We start from the raw sequence: 19,756 nt of genomic DNA, 5'->3' as shown, positions 1-19,756 counted from the left end.
TATGCGCATTCTCTGCCTGTTTTTGCTCCTTCTCCCGGTCCGCACCCTCAGTGATGAGATCACGCTCTCTGGTCCTCCGATCTGGGAGAGTGCTCCATTGATCGCACTGGCCGAAACTCAGCCGGTCGATGGGGTCAGTTTCACCTTCCGACCTTGGACCACCCCCGAGGAACTGCGCAAGTGGCTCATGGCGGACGAGCCTCTAATGGCAATCGCCCCGGCACCCGTGGCGGCAATCTTCGCGGCGAACGGGCTAAACCTGAAGATCGTTTCGGCCACAATCACCGAGGGCAGTTTGTCGATCGTCGGCCGCGGCGCGCCGATCGAACGGCTCGAGGACCTCTCCGGTACGACGCTCGCCCTGCCTTTTAAGGGCTATCTGCCCGATCTGTTGATGCACCGAATAGCAGCGCCGGGGCCGGAAAGCTGGACCCCGTTCTATACAGGCAGCCTTGTGGCCGGAATGCAGCTCGTCTTAGCCGGGCGTGCCGATACCGCTCTGCTGGCCGAGCCAATGGCAACGCTGGCGCTGGCGCAGGACCCTAGCCTAACCCGGCGCGCCGATCTGTGCGCGCTCTGGCGAGGGGCGACGGCGCTCGTCGATTGCCCCCCCGCCGGCGTGGTGATCGTGAACCGCGCGTTCGATGGTAGGCCAGAGGTTATTGCTGCTTACGGCGCTGCGTTTGCCAAGCTCGCCACCGAGCCGAGCACGGCTGCTGCCCTGCTCGATCTGCATTTCCCGAACATGAGGCAGGCAGCCCAAGGCTTTTCCCGGATCGGACCGCATAGCCTACCTATGCCCGAAAATGCGGCTGTGCTGTCCGGCTTCTACGGTGAACTCCTTACGGTCGAACCAGCCGCGATCGGCGGTGCCCTTCCCAACTCCACGCTCTACGGGCCGTGATGCAGCGCATCGCCTTCCTGACTGGGTTAGCCAGTCTTGGCTTGATCTGGTCACTGGCGGCGCGCAACAGCCTGCCAGCCATTCTGCCGGGCCCTCTGGCCGTGGCTGCAGCACTTTGGACGCTCCTCACGGAGCCCTCATTTTGGACTGACACGCTGCTGCCCAGCCTTGGTCGGGCAGCAGCGGGGCTCGCATCAGCGTTCGCCCTCGGAGCTCCACTTGGATTGGCAGGCTGGCGCTGGCCCGTAATCTCGGCCCTGGCGGCACCGTTACGACTGATCCTGATGGGAATGCCCGCCCCGATCCTCGCGATCCTGTTCATCCTGTGGTTCGATGGCGGCCCCCTCACTGTCATCCTCACCGTCGCGGTTCTGTTGCTGCCAGTGTTCCAGATCGCCGTCGCCGAGGGCACGGGCAATATCGACTCGCATCTGGCCGAAATGGCGCGCGTCTTCCGCGTACCGTTGATGAGACAGTTACACCGAATCGCCCTACCTGCCGTATGGACCGCCCTTGGCCCGGCCTTGCGGATCGCTGTGGCTAATGCCCTGCGCGTTACCCTGCTGACAGAACTGCTTTCAGGGGCCGAGGGTCTCGGAGCGGCGGTGCAACGCGCACAGAGCTGGCTTCAAACCGACCGCCTTTTTGCGCTCGTGATCCTGATCCTTGCGCTGATCGGCCTCGCAGACACCGGGCTAGGCCTTTTGCTGCGTGAAAGGCCACGCCCATGATTCTCTTCGCTGCCGAAGATGCCAGCTTGCATTACGCGGGTAGTCCGAACCCAACCTTCCGGAACGTGACTCTGCGCATCAAAGCTAGAGAAAATCTGCGTCTATGCGGACCAAGTGGCGCCGGAAAGACCAGCCTGATGCGGTTGATCGCCGGGTTGGAGGCCCCGACTTCGGGCAAAATCACCGCTCACGCGTGCCGCATCGGCTATTGTTTTTCCGAACCCCGGCTCCTGGCAAATCTGTCGGTCTTGGAGAACCTTCTCTTCGTCGCGCCCGGATTCGAAGCAGAGGCTGAGGATCTGTTGCGCTGTGTCGAGATGGAAGCGTTTCGCGACAACCCAGCTCGCAACCTATCAAAAGGGCAAGCCCAACGGATAGCCTTGCTTCGCGCGCTTATCGTTCGGCCAGATATCGTGCTTCTGGATGAGGCGCTCGGTGGGCTAGACCTGCCGGCATGGCAGCATAGCCGCGAATTGGTCATCGAACGCCGCGCAACATATCCTTTCGCGCTTGTTGAAATTAGCCACGATCCGACACGCCTGGTGGCACCCCATGGCAGGACTATAACCCTCACATGAAACAATGCGCTATCGCGTGGTTGGCGAATAGCGCTGCTGCAGCCCGTCGAGTACCAGATCTCGCTTACGTTCCCACCAGGGCCGCGCACCACCTTGCATCACCGTGATCATGCCGCCGATCTGTTCGGCATGATCGGGCAAAGCACAGGCCTCTCGCCGCCATTGCGCAACCATGGCATCCATCCGGGTACCTTGTTGCCTATCGGCTTGTCCAAGCGCGTGCCAGCCGAGGAAACAATCTCCCACCAGATCGACCAGCGTGTCGATCGCCAGCACCGCGTCCTCCAGCAAGAAGCCATGAGCCTGCAGCCGGGACACCGCCTCGGCAAAGGCACGGATCCCGGATTGCGGCATAATCTCCATTGTGCGAAACGCCTCGGCCAGCCCTGGATGGCGCTGATAAAGCTCCCAGATGGCATCTGTCAGCTTAATCAACTCAACACGCCAGTCTGCGCCCGTTGGGCTGCGCCAATCGAGCTCGGCAATCGCCATCTCCGCAGCCAGAGCTACAATGGCATCCCGGTTTCGGACATGCCGATAGAGAGAGGAATGATCGACCCCAAGATGTGCAGCCAAGGCTGTCACAGTGGCCTTATCAAGCCCGACTTCAAGCGCCGCCCCGGCAATCTGTTCACGCGATAGGCGTGCGGGGCGTCCCCGCCCGCGCCGCCGGGATTCAGTTTTACTGGCATCGCTGGAATTTGGCATGGCTTGGTTTTAGGGCAATCGCGCAGACATCGCCAGATGTCAGCCGTCCAGTGTCCACTCCGCCGCCTTCGCGCGATGGCTCCATAGCTGCGCATAAAGACCCCGCTCCTCCAGCAGCGCCTGGTGCACTCCCTGTTCGACGATCCTGCCCTCGTCCAAAACAAGGATCTGGTCGGCGGACTGGATGGTCGAAAGCTTATGCGCCACCACGATCAGCGTGCGCCCTTCTACCAGCCGTGCCAGCGCTGTCTGGATGGCGCGCTCATTGGTCGGGTCGATGGCCGCTGTCGCCTCATCCATCAGCACAATGGGGGCATCCTTCAGGATGGCGCGCGCGATAGAAATCCGCTGCCGCTCACCGCCCGAAAGCGCATCCCCGCCTTCACCCACCTGGGTGTCGTAGCCCCGCGGCAGGCGAGAGATGAAGTCATGCGCCTGCGCGGCACGGGCCGCCGCCTCGATCTCTGCCTCGGTGGCTCCAGCTTTGCCCACGGCGATGTTGTCTCGGATCGTGCCCGAGAACAGATAGACATCCTGAAACACCATAGTCACGAGATTGGAAAGCCCGGCCTCGCCGATCCACGCCACATCAGCCCCTCCGATAGTGATGCGCCCGCTGCCTGCGTCCCAGAAGCGCGGGATCAGGTTCAGGATTGTGCTCTTGCCAGAACCGGACGGCCCGACGATGGCCGTCATGGAACGTTCCGGCACGGTGAAGGAAATGTCGTGTAGCACCACCTCGCCCGGGCGATAGCCGAACCCGACGCGGTCGAAACTGACCTCGAAACCCGATGGCGCGGCATCGGCGACCTCCGGCAGGTCGGGGGCGGACAGGATGCGATCCATGCGGATCAGCGAGGCATCGGCCATGCGCACAGCTTCCATCACGCCCAGAAGCGACAGCAGCGGCGCATACATGGAAAAAAGGAGCAGGAGCGCCGTGATGGCAGTGCCCGTCTCCATCGTATTGAGACGTCCGCCAACCACCCAGATCACCAGCGGCGCCCCCAGCATGACGATCATACCGAAAAGCGCCATGGGCAGCGTCAGTTGCGCGACCATGCGGATGGAGATATCCCGGAAATCGTCGATCGCCTTGCGAAAGCTCTCCTGTCCCTGCGCCACCTGGTTGAAGGCGCGGATCACCCCCATGCCCTGCACGAATTCGATCATCCGCGCGCCGGCCTCGGCCTGCATGTCCTGCCGCTGGATGCCCAATTTCGACAGCTGCCGCGAGGTGCCGAAGAACACCGGCAACGCCACGAGGACCGAGGTCGCCGTGGCCAGCGCCACCACCCAGTCCCGTGTGAGCAGCACAAGGAAGATCGCCACCGGCAGACCAAGCGCCTGCGAGATGCGCGGCAGCCCGTCGGAGAAGAAGCTCTCCAGCATCTGCATGTCAGAAGTCAGAACCGTCACCGTATCGCCCCGGTGCCGCGTCTGATGAAACCCGAGCGGCAGGTGGCGCAGCTTTTCGAGGATGCGCAGCCGCAGATGCCCGGCCACCTCGTAGGACGACAGCCAGGAGGCACGGACCGAGAGATAGCCGAAGAGGATCTGCCCGAGAAGCGACAGCGCCATCAAACCGGCCGACTGCCATATCCAGGCCGCGGTCAGCGCCCGGCCCTCGGCCAGGCCGGTCACCACCCAGACCATCACACCAAAGCTCAGGCCCAGCATCATGCTTTGCAGGAACCGAAACAGCACGCCGCGCGCCACCCGCCCCTTGAGCGGTCCGGCCAGATGCCAAGCGCGTTTAAGGCTTTCCATATCCGATCGGCTTTCGGGCACTGCGACCCTGTCTTCCACCATGCTCATTGGGCTGCCTCCGCTGCCTGATTGCCGCGCAGCGAGATTGCCTGAGCCGCCGTGTAATCTGCCCAGAGCCGGGCATAGAGCCCGCCCTGTGCAACCAGGTCCCCATGCCGCCCGGTCTCGGCCAATCGCCCCTGATCCAGCACAACGATCCGGTCGGCTCCCATGATCGTGTGCAGCCGATGCGCCACCACGATCAGCGTGCGGTCTCTGGCCAGCTCGCTCAGCGCCTCCTGGATGGCTGCCTCGCTGTCGGGGTCGGCGAAGGCCGTGGCCTCATCCAGCACGATGACTGGCGCGTTCTTCAGGATGGCCCTGGCAATGGCGAGGCGTTGGCGCTCCCCACCGGAGAGCGCCGCACCGCCTTCGCCCAGCTTCGTCTCATAGCCATCGGGCAGCGCAGTAATGAACGCGTGCGCACGTGCGGCGCGGGCAGCGGCATGAAGCTCTGCTTCGGTCGCGCCGGCTTTGCCCAGGCGGAGGTTCTCGGCAATCGTACCACTGAACAGGAAGGTGTCCTGGAACACGAAGGCCACTTCCTCCATCAACTGGTCGATCCCGATGTCACGGATATCCGTGCCGCCTAGGGTGATCCGCCCCTCCCATACGTCGTGTAGCCGCGGGATCAGACTGGCCAGCGTGCTCTTGCCCGACCCGGAGGGACCGACCAGTGCCGTGACCGCGCCGTCCCCGGCAGTGAAACTGACGTCATGGATCACCTCATGGGCGTCATACCCAAAGCGCACGTTCTCAAACTTGACCTCGCGGTTCGGCAGTTCGATCCGTTTCCCGGTATCGGTCTGGGTCTGGGTGCCCAACACGTCTTCAATCAGCGTCGACGCCATCGAGATATGCGCCATATTGTGGAAGAGATTGAACAGCTTGAGCAGCGGCTGACTGTAATTCGCTCCAAGGATGACGAAGAAAGCCAGCCCCGTCAGATTCAGCGTGCCGCTGCGCATCAACAGCATGCCAACAGGCAGGATCACGCAGATGTTGGCCACCACCAGCGTATAGAACAGCGCTCCGCGCGGCACGAACTGGCGCCCCATCTCCGTCTCTATCGCCGCGTAGTCGCGCACCGCAGTAGCGGCCTCACCAAGGCTTTCGCCGCTGCGGTTGAAGATCTTGATGACCGCCATCCCGGCCAAATACTCCACAATCGCGCCATTCATGCGCTCACCGGCGGCCTGATATTGCCCGACCATCCGCGAGGTGCGTCCCATGGCGGACAGCATCAGGCCGAACGCCACGGGTGCGAGGACGATAGCCGCCAGCGCCATGCGCCAGTCGACGGCAAACAGCCAGATCGTCACAGCCAGCCAAGTGCCGATGGCCGACACACCTTCAGGCAGCCCATGCGCAACGAGGATCTCCAGCCGCTCCGGCTCATCCACGATCAGCTTTTTCGCACCGCCGGACCGCCGCCCCGCGAACCAGCCCATCGGAAGCCGCGCAAGATGACGCGCCATGGCCAGCCGCAACGCATGTATCAGCCGGAAGGCGGCGACATGGCTCAGCCCCAAGGCCAGTCCCATAAGAAGATACCCCGCGATCACCGCCGCCAGGGCGATCAGCGCGTAGCTCGCGAAGAGTCCTGCAGAGGCGGTCCCGTCAATCAGCGCAATCACCAATCGCCAGACGACCCAGATCGGCACCAACTCCAGCACCACGGCGCCGGTCGCCAGGAGCGCCGACAACACGAGAAGCGGCTTTGCACCCTCCCCGTACCGCATCAGGAGTTTCAGGCTGGCAAAGAAGTCAGGCCGCTCTGGCACTTCGCTTGCAGCCGACCGCTCGACGTTTTCAGACACTGCCATCCGGCGCCCCCAATAACTGAGTGAATGAGTCGAAAACAATCAGTAGCGGTACGCAAACTATTTTGCAACACTATGTTTCAATTTATACGAATGTATCAAATTCGATCTGTGCGAGTGCCATCCGTCGCGCAACGATGGGAAGCAGCAGCCTGGAAAACAGCGCCGGTGCCAGCCAGCCCTGCAGCCGCATGGAACGCTCACTGGTTGGCACATATTGTCCAGCAATACGCCGGGAACCGGCCTGAACCCTGGTCACAGCCGGACGCAGTCGGCGTTCGTAGGATGCAAATGCAATCTGGGGCGCTTGGTCGGCGAGCTCTTCTGCCAGCACCACAGCCCCGGCCACCGCCAGCGAGGTACCCTGTCCGGACAGGAACGTCGGGCACCAAGCCGCATCCCCCAACAGTGCCACCCGCCCTTTCGACCAGCACGGCATTTCGATCTGGGACACGGTATCGACAAAACAGCCTTCCCAATAGGCACAGTCGCCCAAAGCGCTGGCGACCGGTTCGGCCCAGCCGCCGAACACCTCAAATATCCGCTTTTGCCGTTCCGCAGCGTTCAACCGCTGTTCGTCCGTATCGCGCCAGCAGAACAGCGTGGCCGCCTCGCCGTTCGGAAGGGCGTAGAGCGTGGCGTGGCGATCGACATCCGCCATCCCGACCACCGATGCCTTCAGCGGTTTGGTTGGGCGGCAATGCCAGGCGGCAATCCGATAGCCAAGGTTGCGGACAGGATCGGCGCTATCACCGAAGACCAGCCGCCGCACGCCGGAGCGATAGCCATCCGCGCCGATGACTGCATCGTATCGCTCTTCGCTGCCATCGCTGAGCGCAACGGAAACACCGCCAGCATCCTGCTCCAACGCACTCACACTGAGCTGGAAGCGGATGTCGATGTCCTTCGCCGTCCCGATCAGCACGTCCTGCAAAGCATCGCGCATAATCATCAGCATTCGCCCGTTCATCGCTGACGCGATCCGGCGATAGTCATAGCGAAAGTGCTCACGTCCATCGGCATAGAGATAGCGCGCCTCGCCAAGAGGCACGGCCTGCGCCTGCAAGGCAGGCAGCAGCCCCAACTGTTCCACCGCGCGGTGGCCGCTGCCGTGAAGCCCCACCGCGAAACCGTCGCGCCGATCCGCCGAGGCTCTGTCGACAAGGTGCGTTACAATCCCATGCCTTCGGAGAGCAAGGGCGAGCGCCACCCCTGCCGGCCCGGCACCCTGAACGAGGACACGCATTGCTCAGAACCTCTGGGTCAAGCGGATACCGATCTCGCGCCCGCGTCCGAGCTGATACACATCGCCCAACCCGTAGCTGCTGGCGTCAAAGCCATAGGAGGCATAGGTCTCGTCCGTCAGGTTCGTGGCATAGAGATCCAGAACAGCACCGTTGCTCATTTCCCAGGCGAGCCCGGCATCAACCAGCCAATACCCGTCCTGACCGATACTGTTGGCCTCGTCGAACCAGATATCTCCCTGATAGCTGAGCCCCAACCGAGGGATCAGACGGCCACGCCCTGCCCCCAGTTCATGCGTGTAATCGACCGCCAGCCGCGCCGTAAACTCCGGCGCATAGGGAACATCATTCCCCTGATAGGAAAGACCCGGCGTCGCACTGCTGTCATAATCGGTAAAACGCGACTCTCCCCACGTAGCGCCACCGCTCAGCCCCCAAGGCCCCTGGTTGATCCGTAGGGTCGCATCAATACCCTTGGCTGTCACCTCGCCCACGTTTTGAAGGTATTGCGCCGGGGCCGTACCCACGAACATCTGGTAGTCTTCCGTCACGCTGTAATAGGCTGCGACGGAGGCTTCGATCGTGCCATTGTTCGACCGGTACTTCAGGCCCGCCTCGCCGTTCCAAGTCGTCGCGGGGTCATAGGTATATGCGATATTCGCAGGGGTCAGCGTGCGCGTAAACCCGCCCGCCTTAAATCCACTGCTCACGATCCCGTACGCCTGCCACTCCGGTGTAATTGAATAACTCAGCCCGAGCTTCGGAGAAAACGCGTTCCAATCATCGCTGCCCCGCATGGTGACTACGCCAGTCGCGGTTGCATCGGTGGTCTCAAAATCCCAGCGTGCCCCGGCAACAACATCCAACCGGTCCGTGGCATGCCAGGTCAGATCCCCGAAGGCTGCATAGCTTTCGGTCTTCTGCGTCGTCGTCGAACCGTAGGCTTCACGGCGGAATTCGGAATTCGAATAGAACAAGCCCGCCACATACTCGACAGGTCCACCTGTCGCGGAGGAAAGCCGGAATTCCTGCGTCAGGGTTTCCTGCCATTCCGGGGTGTATGAGCCAAAAATCGTCCGATCGAGGAACCGGTCCTGGTAACCCGTGAGCGAGGAAAATGTCGCCCAGCCGAGATCGTAATCAACCGTGAGACCGAAGCTATTGGTATCATGCGAATATTTCGAAGGAAACGGCACCGCTTGTCGGGCCGCCAGCGCCGTGCCCATGACGAACTGTTCCTCGCTGGACTCCACTTCGTTGCACGCTGCACTGAATGTGATGTCGAGCGGACTACCCTCGGGCGCATAACGCAGTCGCAGCTGCGCGCGATCTTCGACGGTGCCGCCCACATCCTCTCCCGTGCCCATAACCTGAAGGTCATCCCCCACGTCGTTGCGGGCCAGTGAAAAGTCGGCCCAGAGACCCTCCGCCAATTGCAGTTCCCCGCGCAGTTGCGCCTGATAGCTTTCCTCGGAACCGCCGAGTGAATAGGAGAAGCGATCACCCTCACCCGGCTTCAGGGTGGTCACATTGATCACACCACCGACTGCACCACGCCCGTAGAGGCTACCTTGCGGTCCATAGAGGACTTCAGCGCTTTCCAGAGCGCCGGGGAACATCTGCGCAAGAACCGCCGGATCCTGCGGCAGCCCGTCGACATAGACCTGCACCGACGTGCTGTAATAATCCAGCGAGGACTGGCCACGGAGGGTGAAGTTCGAATAGACCCGGGATGACCGTGTATCGACCGCAAGCCCCGGAAAGACACGATCAAGATCCGCCACCGTCTGGACCCCGCGCCCGCTCAGTTCCGACGCATCGGCTTGCGCGACGGTGCCCGGAAAGCTCAGCGCATCCTGAGGCCGCTTGGCTCCCACGATATAGATCGTTCCGAGTTCGAACACGTCGTCGTTCGAGGTTTCCTGAGCGGTCAGAGGCGCTGCGCCAAAGGTCAGCGCCGCAACACAGACCGTATTGAATAGGCTGCGATTCATTCGGCTATCTCCACATTGTTCAAAGAAATTTCAGGGGGCAAAGGCTTGCCCATACAGCGCCGAACCAGCGGCAGGGCGCAGAAAAGCAATGCCACGGCCCCACCGAAGACAGGCGCATAACCCAAGTGCTGCGCAATCTGTCCGGCCAGAATCCCAATGATTACAGCGAGTCCGGCGTCGAGGCTCTGCAACAGTGCAAAATCGGTTGCAACCTGGTCCGGCGCACACCAGTTCATCATCTCGGCATAAAGAGCCACGAAGGAAATCGCCGTCAGCGCAGACAGGCTAAGCTGAAGTGTTGCCAGCCCCCAGAGAGCACCGGGCGCAACCGCCCAGATTGCAAGCCCTACGCAACAAGCCCCCACACCGAGCCCCGCCGACAGCAGCACGGAACGGGTGCCGAAACGTCGGCACATAAGCATACCGGCGACTGCGGCTATCAGGCCGGTGATCATGCCGCCCGCACCGCGCAACCAACCAATCGCGTCCAGCGAAAAACCGGCATCCACAAGCATGGGGCCGGTCATCGCCGCACCGAGCCGCACCGCACTTTGCCACAGCAGAAGAAAACCGACCCCGCGTATCAAAGTCCGGTTCTTGAGGCTGTGGCGCAACGATGGCCGCTTCGTCGTGCCTTCAGGACGTTCGATCCGTAACGCGCGCACCGGGAGCGTAAGCAACAGCATGGCAACCGCTAGAAAGACCATCGAGAGCTCCCATCCTGCCCGAGCGTAGACCCAGAGCCACAAGCCACCGCCGATCAGGAAGCCGGCATAGCCCCCGACCGTGCTCGCGCCACTGGCAAGAGATCGCGTTTGGCGGGTGGTGGCATGCACACCGGCGGCATCGGTCGCGATGTCCTGTGTCGCGGCCAAAAGCGCCATCACGAAGACCACTGGCAACAGCGCCGCAAGTTGCGTCGTAGGCGCGAATGCCGCGCCGATTACATAGCTCAGCGCCAACAGGCCCTGACACATCAAGATCCATCGGCGCGGGGTGGAAAAGCGATCAACCAGTGGGGACCAGAACACCTTGAGTACCCAGGGCAAAAACAACAACGACAACAAACCAATCCGGTCTAGCGCTACCCCGGCGTCACGTAAAACCACGGGCAAGGCACTTTGGACCATGCTGCCGGTGATGGATTGCGCGGCGTAGAGCCCGACGAGAGCAAAAGCAGGCATCCAAACAGTTCGCCTTGATGATATTGAAACTTGCACGTTCTTGGACCGACCTTGGATTCGTTGTGTTTTCAGGGGCGTATACCGAAATATAAAAGTTGACTATTGTGATCGGGTATTCTGATAATGGGATCAGACTTTTATTTTCGGAGAGCACTAGAATGGGCTTTCAGATTGAAACGCGCCAACTCGCCCATGCCGAACCGCATGAGGTGGCGGTTCTGGGGCCGCAGCCGCTGACACCATCTCCCAGCGGTGTACCGGAAAGCGGCAATTATCGTATCCTCGGCGCGCGCAAGGGGCTGACGATCTCCTTGTTCGACATGGAGATCAATGCCAACACAGATGCTAAGATGCATACGGCTCCCTGTGTCGCACTTAACATTCTGTTCGAAGCCACCGGCACCGGCTGGATCACCGAAGGAAACGCGCAATACGGCCCGATCCCGTTTCGCCCCGGCTTCTACTGCATGATCGCGCCTGAAGGCGCATCCGGGCAGGACCGGCTGAAATCCTCTTCGCGATTTCGTGGTATCGACATCAGGCTTTCGCCTCCCTTGTGGAGAGCTCTGGGCGGCCCGCAGTCCGTTGAGGCCCTTGGCTCGGCACATCCCTATTCGACTGCTGTAAGCCCTTCGGTCTGGACCGGCATATTACCCATGCCGCCACGTCTGATGGCCAACGCGCAGGCATTGTTCCAATCGGGCATGTCCGGCACCGCCGATCTCACCGTGGAAGCCCGATCGCTCGACATCATCGACCAAGCGATCCGCGCGCTTGCTGCTCAATCCGCTCCGACGGCAATACTCACGCGCGACAAAAGAGCTGTACAAAGAGTTATCGCCTTGATGGATAGCGATCTGAGTCGAAGCTGGACGGTTCCCGAACTCGCCATAGCGGCAGGCATTTCCCATAACCGCCTGAAACGGAGCTTTCGCGCCGAGACCGGATATGCAGTCTATGGGTTTTTGCAAGAACGCCGTTTGAGCGAAGCCCGCAAGCTCTTGATTGAAGGCGACAGCACCGTTACGGACGCCGCGCTGATCGTTGGGTATGACAGCATGAGTCATTTCACGACCCTCTTTCGACGGCGCTTCGGCCAAACACCTTCAGAGATGCTGCGCTTGTCGAAACCCCCGCTCGATACGGGAAAACACGCATAAGCCCGAATCGCGCCAGCGCTTCATCCTGCGGCTCGGCTTCGACCGAGCCCCACGGACAGCAACAAAGCCATCGATCCGGTCCCGAGAGCGACCCCCAAAACGCCTCCATACCCAATATGAGCGGCCATGGGCGCACCTGCGGACATGGCCGCAATCGCGGCGAATTGTCCGGACGTAAACTGCAGGGTAAAATCCGTGGCAGCGCTTTGCGGCGCGGCGCGGTCCATCATCATGGCTGCCATCACAACCGAGACCGGATTATAGCAAAGGAAATATACAATCGCACCCATCGCCGCTGCTTGGGTCATACCCCAGGCCGGCAAAAGAAGCACAGTGATCCCGATGATCTGAAAGCCCACCCCCAGAACCAGCGCGTCGCGACGACTGAAACGGTACATCAGCCATCCACTGATCAGGGCTGCGACGAGGCCAGCAATGGAGCCGAGCACATTCACCACTAAGCCGATTCGCGCTGGCCCCCATCCCTGATCTACCAAAAGCGGCATCAGAACAGCATAAGCCATTCCGCTTGATGCCGAAACGAGCAGAATTATCCCCAACCAGCACCTCTGCCCTGGCTGCCACCAGAACACCATCATCCTGCGATAGAGCTTACCCGTCGCATCCCCGGATCGCCGCCAGGCGGGCTCCTCGAATCCAATAAGCTGCACCGCAGAAATGGCTGTGAGGGCAGCGAGCAGTGTCAAACAGCCTGCCCAACCGATCTGAGGATAGAGCATCAGAATCAGACCGCCGCCCACCATATTGCCCGCTAGACCACCAGCGATCTGCAATCCGTTCCCCAAACCACGACGGGTCTCCGGCAGGAGACGGCATGCCAGTCCGTCCACGGCGATGTCCTGAGTCGCAGCCAGTAAGGCCACGGCAAGACAGAGCGCATAGACAAGCGGAAAATCGTCGATCACATCGAACCTACCAATTGCTAGCAACAGCAAGACCAAAAGTCCCTGCGTCAACAGGAGCCAGCCGCGAAAATGGCCGCCTCGACCTATCGTGAAGCGATCTATCATCGGCGCCCAGAGTAGTTTGAGCGGCCAGATCAACCCGAGCATGTAGACCAGCCCCAATGTGTCGAGCTCGGCTCCCTCGCTCCGGAGGATTGCCACCAGAGCGACCACGAAAAAGTTCAGGCCGAGATATTGCGTCGAATAGAGGCTTGCGAGAAGAGCCCATTGACGCATGCCTAAGACATTGGCGCTGCCTTCGCACCCCAGATCATCCGCCATGTTCAGAACCTGTGCATCACGCCAACGGTCACTGTGCGTCCACGGGCGATCCCCCCATAACTTGTACCGCTGCCAGGTGCATAGTAGCCGTAAAGCTCGATCTGCTCATCCAGCAAATTCTCCGCGGCGACATAAAACTCAGTTTGCCCTTGCGTCAGCCCCAGCCGCAAATCGAGCTTATGATAGGGATTAAGATCAAAATGGTTCTGTGGATCGGCTGGCCGGCTCCCGACAAAACTATAATCAAGCCGGGCGTCAAGGATAGGATTTGCAAACCCTAGAAGAGCTGGCACAGCCTGCCTGTAATTCGCCGAGAGATGAGCGGTCCAGGGCGCAACATCCGGCACCTTGTTGCCGGAATGCACATCCCCGTCGCCGATCCCGAGCACATTGGAGGTGATTTCAGCATCAATGTAACTCAGCCCGGCACCAATCGAAAACGAGGGGCTTGCATACCAAGTTCCCTGTAACTCTATGCCACGGCTCCGCGTATCAGCATTCAAGGCACTCACGACGTAAGTTGCCGAGTCATAGCTGAGCAAGTGATTATCTTCGACCCGATTGGCGAATACCGCACCACTCAACTCGAAGGCTCCGTCTGCGAAAGCGGTCGCGAAACCAACTTCAATAGAATCGCTCGTCGCGCCTCGATAGGGCTCGCTGTCGGCCGGCTGGGTTGCGTAGATATTGTAGCCCCCTGGCACATGACCGCGTGCGATTTTTGCATGGAGCCTGGTTTCCGGCGCGACATCCCATGACAGTCCAAGCTGCCCTGTCAGAAAGTCTTCACTGCGCGAGCGGTTCTCATACACAACCGAACCGCCGCCGTGATAGGCACCGTTATAACTGGACTGGGTCCAGGTTTGACGCAACCCAGCGCTGAGCTTCACATCGCTGCTGAGGGGAAAGGTCACATTACCATAAAGCGAATAGCGCTCGCTTTCGAAATCGCGGAACGTCGCGCTGGACGTCCCGTATGTATTGCGCGGTGTATCATAAGAACCATCGAAATGTTCAAAAGAGGCGCCGAGAACCCATTCAAACGGAGCTCCATCCGAAGACGCCCATCGAATGTCCTGATTGAAGACCATTTCTTGCGCCTCGTCGATATTCCAGAACTCTCCCGGCGCACCATAAAGTGCGCCATAGAGGATCCGGTCATACGCCGCGACCTCCGTATTTTTTCCTGTCAGGTAGGACGTGAGAGAGGTAATCCGGCTTTCCCCAAAATCATGGGTTACCTGAAGTGCTGTGCGATCAAGCGACTTTTCGACCTGATCATAGAGGTTCGGGGTTAGATCAAGCTCACCGTAACGATTATAGGGCTTGAGCATTATCAAATTGGGCAATGCCTCGATCTTCTGATGCTCATAGGTCAACAAAGCCGATGTTCCCTGTTGCCCCTCCCAAAGAAGCGAGCCACGAAACGCAAGCTCCTTCGGATCGCTTACCGGCTGGCCCGTCTGCCTGTTTTCCACCCAATGCTCACTGCCGGAATAACGCAGCGCCACCCGACCGCTCAGGCTTTCCGACAACGGACCACCCACGGCCCCCTCCAGAAGGTACTGCCCCTCTTGACCCATTTCACTACGCAAATACCCTTCCAACGCACGGCTCGGCTTTGCAGTGATGACATTGACGGTCCCAGCCAAAGCTGCAGCAGCAGATTTCGTGCCCTGTGGCCCCTTCAGGATCTCGATCCGCTCCGCATCGAGCGTTCCCAGCGAGATATGCCGTGCACTCAACGGGCTGCCGTCCAATGTAAATGTTGCCGCACTGTCATCAAGGCTCATGGGATACATCGACCCTACACCGCGAATGTAGACGGTCGAGAGGTTCGTCCCACCCGAAGAGTTCACGCCAACCCCGGGGGTTGCCCGCAGAACATCCTCGAAGTTTTGCAAACGCCCCTGTTCGATATCTTCGCGCTCATGCACAGTGGAAGAACTCATAAGATCGTTCTGCCCCTCAATTGTAATCGGATCGAGCTGGATAACCCCAAGAAACTCGGACGTCTCCTGGTCTTGTGCGCGGCCCATCGCAGGAAAGAACGAGGTACTGCTGATCGTCAGGACTATCACGAAAGTATGCGGACAAGAGATAGGTCGTGTAGGCAAGCGCATGAGAATTTTCGGGCTCCAATAGCGTGAGATTACGCCAAACAGATCAGATCGCGGCTTGCCGCGCCGCCCGATTTCGATCAAACTCAATCCTGATTCAATCAATCAGGTATAGTTCAAAGTGGGGCAGGCTATGGGACATGCATTTAGGGAGGCAGATGGTTTCATTCCGGTTTCCAAGGCTTTACGTGACACCGATCTGTTCCACCCCACTCAGGGTCGTCAATGTCGAGCCGTCTTCCTCAAACTGCAGGACGGGGTTGACCTCCTTTACTGGGCTGGCCGCTTTCAAAGCGGCATGGAACTGCCGCTGAAAGACGACAGCGACCGTGTCAGCCTGAGCTTCACAACAAATCTCAAGGGCACTGCCTCGCGTAACTTCACTGACAAACCAGACGACCACCTGCCCGTGCGGTGTAACACGGGTTCAATAGAATATTGCCCGGGGCGCAGCGGCATTTACCGGCAAAAGGGATCTCTCGAAAACCTGACGCTCATGATCGACAATGACCTGTTCAGCCAATGGGTCGATGATCGCGATAACGAGCTCATTCACCTCGCCAAACATGGTGGTTCAAGCGGGGGATATCTCGGAGGAGAGTTGTCCGCTGTCATTCATCTGATCAACCAAGAGCTTGCGTTTCACGATCAGACCCAACCACCGCGACGCCATCCGCTTTGGTACCAGGCACAAGCGCTATCGGTCGTAGGATTATTTCTTGAGTGTCGGACAGATTTGCGGGTCGAAAGCGTTAACCCCGATTTGAGACGTAAGCTTTTGCGCGCGAGAGATTTGCTTCTAGCGGATTTGAGTGCCGCGCCCAGCATTCCGGCACTTGCGTTCGAGGCTGGTCTGAGCGCCCCCTCACTCACACGCGGATTCAAAAAACTCTTCGGCACGAGCCCCTATAAACTGTTCCAGCGAGAAAGAATGCACGCAGCGCACCATCGACTTTCGGTCGGCCGCGCGTCAGTAACCATGGTCGCGGCGGATCTCGGCTATGTCAATCTTAGCCATTTTTCGGCAGCTTTCCGCAAACAGTTTGGTATGTTGCCAAATGAGCTGCACCGAAAAGGATGAATGCATAGACCTGTGCCGAAGTGGTAAAAGAGATAGAGGCCCCAAGAGAGTGTAAGAATCGTGACCACAATAATCTTTTCAATCACAGCCGACATCGAACATGTCGGGAGAATTCAGCATCTCGTGACTGCAAAAACCGAGGAAGCAGCGCTACAGCGGCTCTCGCGCTCCTACCCCGAGCGCGAAATGACGGTGATCAAGCTGCTCAAAACTGAGTTCTCCGGGGTTCCTACCAATCGAAAGCGCCTTTCCGCGACCTACATGAAACGAGGTGACATCTCGCACTGACCGGCAAAATGGCGAGCCGAACGCCAACGTCTGATGCCCCTTATGCGGTCGGCCTCGTGAACACATAGACGACGCCAAAAGCCATCAGCCCGCCCACGGCAAGCATGAGCGGCCAGCCGGGGTGACTGCCCCGGACGAAGAGAATGAACCCTAGGACCGATCCCCCGAGCGACATCCATTTCGCTCGCATCGGGATTGCCCCACACTCACGCCAATCTGTCAGCAGCGAGCCGAAGCGGCGATGCGACAGAAGCCACATTTCCAGGCGCTCCGAAGAGCGGGCGAAGCAGGCAGCCGCAACGATCAGGAAGGGCACTGTTGGCAGCACCGGCAGGAAGGCGCCGAGGAAGCCCAATCCTGTGAAGCCCAGCCCCAAGGCCAGGAAGATATGCCGCAGGACGGCTGCCCCGCCGCGTCTATCCGGTCGCATGGCGGAGCTCCCCGGCCTTACGGCGCATCAGGAAGGGGTCGTTCAGGAATGTGCCGAACGGCACGAAGGAAACGGCGGTGGTGCGCGCCCAATCCGATCCGCTCCAGCCACGCCCCCAGATCGCGGCAATCATCAGCGCGATATAGGCCAGGAAGGCATAACCGTGGATCGGGCCTGCAACCTGTACCCAGAGCGGATTGTCCAGCGCGTATTTGATCGGCATCGCCACGAGAAACAGCGCCAGGGTGGTGACACCCTCGATGAGAGCAGCGCCCCGAAAAACGCGAAACGTGAGTTCAGACAGGGCGGAACGCGGCCCCGGATCAGCTCTGGTCATGAAGAAGGTCCTTGGAGATATGTTCAGGACGGAACCCCATCCCGATGAGCCGCCCCATCAGGCGTGAGAGGATCGGAAAGCGCGCAATCATCCGCAAGAACCCCGGCGGGCGCGGCGCGGCCTCACCTTTGTCATTGCGCTTCCGACGCATCATCCGTTGCAGCCGCTGCGTGGCGCGGGTCGGAAACATTCGGCGAGCCTGCACCCGGGCCAGATCGGTCTCGGAAAGCACCCCGTCCCGCAATGGTCCGGAAAGGATATTCGCAGTCGCCACCGCGTCCTGGATGGCTAGGTTCACCCCGAACCCGCCCACCGGGGACATGGCATGGGCCGCATCGCCGATACAGAGCACACCGGGCGCCCACCAACGTTTGAGCCGATCCATGCGGATCGAGAGCAAATACACCTGATCCCAGTCGGCAATCTCTTCGAAGCGTTTCGAAGGCAGCGGCGCGAGGGCCGCAAGCGCGGCACGAAAGGCTGTCAGGCCCAAGGCCTTCAAATCGTCGAAACCGCCTTTGCGGATCACATAGCCGCATTGCCAGAAGTCGCCCCGATCAATCAGCACCAACCCCTGTTGCGGTCCGGCATGGCTCATGGCAGGCGCCGGATCGTCGGGTGATCGCGAAAGTCTGAACCAGATGACGTCAACGGCAGAGCCGAAATCCACCACCTCCAGCCCCGCCTGCTCGCGCACGACGGATTGCCGCCCGTCCGCCCCGATTACCAGTGGCACATGAATATCGCCCTCGTCGCCGGCGTCGTTTTCCCAATGAACACCGCAGATGCGGTCCCCTTCGCGCAGAAGCTCGACAATACGGTGCCCCATCAGCAGCTGGAAATTCGGAAGCTCTTCGCCTTTCCCGGCCAGGAAGTTCAGAAAATCCCATTGCGGCATGAAGGCGATGTAGCGACAGCTCAGCGGCAGATGCGAGAAATCTGCAATGGTTACGTGCCTGCCGCCCATCTCGGCATGCAGATCGGGGGCCTTCTGATGCGGCAGGGCCAGAAACTCTTCCAGCCAGTCCAACTCAGCCATGAGTTCAAGTGTCGCCGGGTGAATCGTGTCGCCGCGAAAATCCCGCAGGAAATCGGGATGCTTTTCCAGCACCGTCACACGCAGCCCCGCCCGCGCCAGCAGGAGCCCGGCCATCATGCCCGCCGGGCCGCCGCCCGCAATCACGCAGCTTTGTGACGCTTCCATATTTTCCCCTCCGTCGAATTAAGGAAACTTTAGGCCTCTGGCAGCAAAGCGTGGTTTTGCGGCATTAAACTGTTTGTGCTGGAAGCTTTCTGCGTCAGGCTATCGCGATACTACGGGCTTTGCCACGCCTTTATGAGGCATCCCCGAATGGCACGGTCGCAGGCAAATCGACCTGGAACTAATGCAGCCAGACTGCGGTCAGGCCTTATCCGTCCAATCGGTAAGCGCTTTGGGATTGTCCCGCGCGCATGCAAAGCGCCGGTCTTGGGCGACTTTCAGGTTCTGCCAATCTGTCAATCGTGCTGCGGTTGCACGGCAGGCGTCATTCGATACATCAAAGGGTCGTTTCACGCGCAAATTGAGCAGCCGAAGACCAGCGTCTGAGCATGCTACACAGGCCTTGCGGAGCCTCAGTGTCGCGGCTGGAGACTGGGTCTCGCGCAATATTTCAAGCCAGGGGCCACGATATTCTCCGTCGGTTGGCACCATCGAGACTTGGGTGGCGAGGGAATAGACCTCGGCGTACTCGCCGACAAAGTCACTGTCCCCCTCAGTCACAGGCGGCGTAGTGAGCTCCAGAACCTCGTAGCACCCCAACAACCAGCGCAACATCACGTCCTGCTCATGTTGCAGCACCCTAGGCAGGCCAGAGAGACAGCTCACCGGCAGAGACGCCGTATCCAATATGCGCCATTCATGGGTGGCGGATGAGTAAAAAACGAGTAGAAAGCGCATGTACCCCTCGAAGGAAAGAAAATGTGGCTACCAGACGGGGGCTCAAAGTTATCTATGGCGCTTTTCTGTGTCTGACAAGTGCGGTGACGTCTACAACATCTGCCACTTCTGCAATTATCCATCTTGAAAGCAGAATCAAAGCGAATTGAATTATGAACCCCGCGTGGAATACCGGCGAC

General features: G+C 60.0%; 18 protein-coding genes. 6 read left to right on the top strand and 12 right to left on the bottom strand.

The genetic code is table 11. From position 1 onward, the window contains the following. Window position 1: 1 nt before the first annotated feature. The 3 genes from BLT64_RS02900 to BLT64_RS02890 are packed head-to-tail and all read left to right on the top strand — an operon-like array spanning window position 2 to window position 2,213. A complete protein-coding gene (locus tag BLT64_RS02900) occupies window positions 2-904 on the top strand; it encodes a substrate-binding domain-containing protein (protein ID WP_011747806.1) in 903 nt (300 codons plus the stop codon). Further along, on the top strand, window positions 904-1,635 hold the full coding sequence (locus tag BLT64_RS02895; RefSeq protein ID WP_011747807.1) for an ABC transporter permease: 732 nt from the start codon (window positions 904-906) through the stop codon (window positions 1,633-1,635). Before BLT64_RS02900 ends, BLT64_RS02895 begins: the two co-directional genes overlap by 1 nt. Next, window positions 1,632-2,213, top strand: a complete 582-nt coding sequence (locus tag BLT64_RS02890) for an ATP-binding cassette domain-containing protein (protein WP_011747808.1) — start codon at window positions 1,632-1,634, stop codon at window positions 2,211-2,213. Before BLT64_RS02895 ends, BLT64_RS02890 begins: the two co-directional genes overlap by 4 nt. A 9-nt stretch (window positions 2,214-2,222) precedes the next feature. Here BLT64_RS02890 and BLT64_RS02885 read toward each other — a convergent pair whose 3' ends face one another. From BLT64_RS02885 to BLT64_RS02860, 6 genes are all read right to left on the bottom strand, one after another. Then, the gene (locus BLT64_RS02885; RefSeq protein WP_011747809.1) at window positions 2,223-2,921 is read right to left on the bottom strand and encodes a TetR/AcrR family transcriptional regulator; all 699 of its coding nucleotides are present in this window, start codon (window positions 2,919-2,921) and stop codon (window positions 2,223-2,225) included. A gap of 39 nt (window positions 2,922-2,960) precedes the next feature. Beyond that, complete coding sequence (locus BLT64_RS02880; RefSeq protein ID WP_011747810.1) at window positions 2,961-4,739, bottom strand: ABC transporter ATP-binding protein; 1,779 nt, start codon at window positions 4,737-4,739, stop codon at window positions 2,961-2,963. Continuing rightward, on the bottom strand, window positions 4,736-6,556 hold the full coding sequence (locus BLT64_RS02875) for an ABC transporter ATP-binding protein (protein WP_011747811.1): 1,821 nt from the start codon (window positions 6,554-6,556) through the stop codon (window positions 4,736-4,738). Before BLT64_RS02875 ends, BLT64_RS02880 begins: the two co-directional genes overlap by 4 nt. An 82-nt stretch (window positions 6,557-6,638) precedes the next feature. Further along, on the bottom strand, window positions 6,639-7,799 hold the full coding sequence (locus BLT64_RS02870) for an FAD-dependent monooxygenase (RefSeq protein WP_011747812.1): 1,161 nt from the start codon (window positions 7,797-7,799) through the stop codon (window positions 6,639-6,641). A 3-nt stretch (window positions 7,800-7,802) separates the two neighbouring features. Beyond that, the gene (locus BLT64_RS02865) at window positions 7,803-9,791 is read right to left on the bottom strand and encodes a TonB-dependent receptor (protein ID WP_011747813.1); all 1,989 of its coding nucleotides are present in this window, start codon (window positions 9,789-9,791) and stop codon (window positions 7,803-7,805) included. Beyond that, the gene (locus BLT64_RS02860) at window positions 9,788-10,975 is read right to left on the bottom strand and encodes an MFS transporter (protein WP_011747814.1); all 1,188 of its coding nucleotides are present in this window, start codon (window positions 10,973-10,975) and stop codon (window positions 9,788-9,790) included. The genes BLT64_RS02865 and BLT64_RS02860 overlap by 4 nt, the downstream gene beginning before the upstream one ends. A gap of 158 nt (window positions 10,976-11,133) precedes the next feature. Between BLT64_RS02860 and BLT64_RS02855 the strand changes: the two genes are divergently transcribed. Next, on the top strand, window positions 11,134-12,135 hold the full coding sequence (locus tag BLT64_RS02855) for a helix-turn-helix transcriptional regulator (protein ID WP_011747815.1): 1,002 nt from the start codon (window positions 11,134-11,136) through the stop codon (window positions 12,133-12,135). Window positions 12,136-12,155: 20 nt separating this feature from the next. Here the strand turns inward: BLT64_RS02855 and BLT64_RS02850 are convergent, their stop codons facing one another. Continuing rightward, a complete protein-coding gene (locus tag BLT64_RS02850; RefSeq protein WP_011747816.1) occupies window positions 12,156-13,382 on the bottom strand; it encodes an MFS transporter in 1,227 nt (408 codons plus the stop codon). A gap of 2 nt (window positions 13,383-13,384) precedes the next feature. Further along, on the bottom strand, window positions 13,385-15,592 hold the full coding sequence (locus BLT64_RS02845; protein ID WP_128492930.1) for a TonB-dependent receptor: 2,208 nt from the start codon (window positions 15,590-15,592) through the stop codon (window positions 13,385-13,387). Between the two features lie 43 nt (window positions 15,593-15,635). On the opposite strand from BLT64_RS02845, the gene BLT64_RS02840 reads away from it, so the two are divergent. Next, window positions 15,636-16,583, top strand: a complete 948-nt coding sequence (locus tag BLT64_RS02840) for a helix-turn-helix transcriptional regulator (protein ID WP_081465031.1) — start codon at window positions 15,636-15,638, stop codon at window positions 16,581-16,583. Window positions 16,584-16,643: 60 nt separating this feature from the next. Then, window positions 16,644-16,871 (top strand): hypothetical protein, encoded by a 228-nt coding sequence (locus BLT64_RS26210; RefSeq protein ID WP_128492929.1) that lies wholly within the window; start codon window positions 16,644-16,646, stop codon window positions 16,869-16,871. Between the two features lie 40 nt (window positions 16,872-16,911). On the opposite strand, the gene BLT64_RS02835 is transcribed toward BLT64_RS26210, so the two are convergent. The 4 genes from BLT64_RS02835 to BLT64_RS26205 form a co-directional block, all read right to left on the bottom strand. Beyond that, window positions 16,912-17,301, bottom strand: a complete 390-nt coding sequence (locus BLT64_RS02835; RefSeq protein WP_011747819.1) for a YbaN family protein — start codon at window positions 17,299-17,301, stop codon at window positions 16,912-16,914. Then, entirely contained in the window at window positions 17,288-17,638 is a 351-nt protein-coding gene (locus BLT64_RS02830; protein WP_011747820.1) for a DUF3817 domain-containing protein, read from the bottom strand. Before BLT64_RS02830 ends, BLT64_RS02835 begins: the two co-directional genes overlap by 14 nt. Continuing rightward, window positions 17,625-18,842 (bottom strand): FAD-dependent oxidoreductase, encoded by a 1,218-nt coding sequence (locus BLT64_RS02825; RefSeq protein WP_011747821.1) that lies wholly within the window; start codon window positions 18,840-18,842, stop codon window positions 17,625-17,627. Before BLT64_RS02825 ends, BLT64_RS02830 begins: the two co-directional genes overlap by 14 nt. Before the next feature lie 198 nt (window positions 18,843-19,040). After that, window positions 19,041-19,577: a hypothetical protein gene (locus tag BLT64_RS26205; RefSeq protein ID WP_011747822.1), complete on the bottom strand. Its 537-nt coding sequence runs from the start codon at window positions 19,575-19,577 to the stop codon at window positions 19,041-19,043. Window positions 19,578-19,756: the final 179 nt, after the last annotated feature.

It is taken from the genome of Paracoccus denitrificans (genome assembly GCF_900100045.1).
Taxonomy (GTDB): domain Bacteria; phylum Pseudomonadota; class Alphaproteobacteria; order Rhodobacterales; family Rhodobacteraceae; genus Paracoccus; species Paracoccus denitrificans.
The sequence above is the reverse complement of the archived record's forward strand: the minus strand, read 5'-3'. Positions and strand labels throughout refer to the sequence as shown.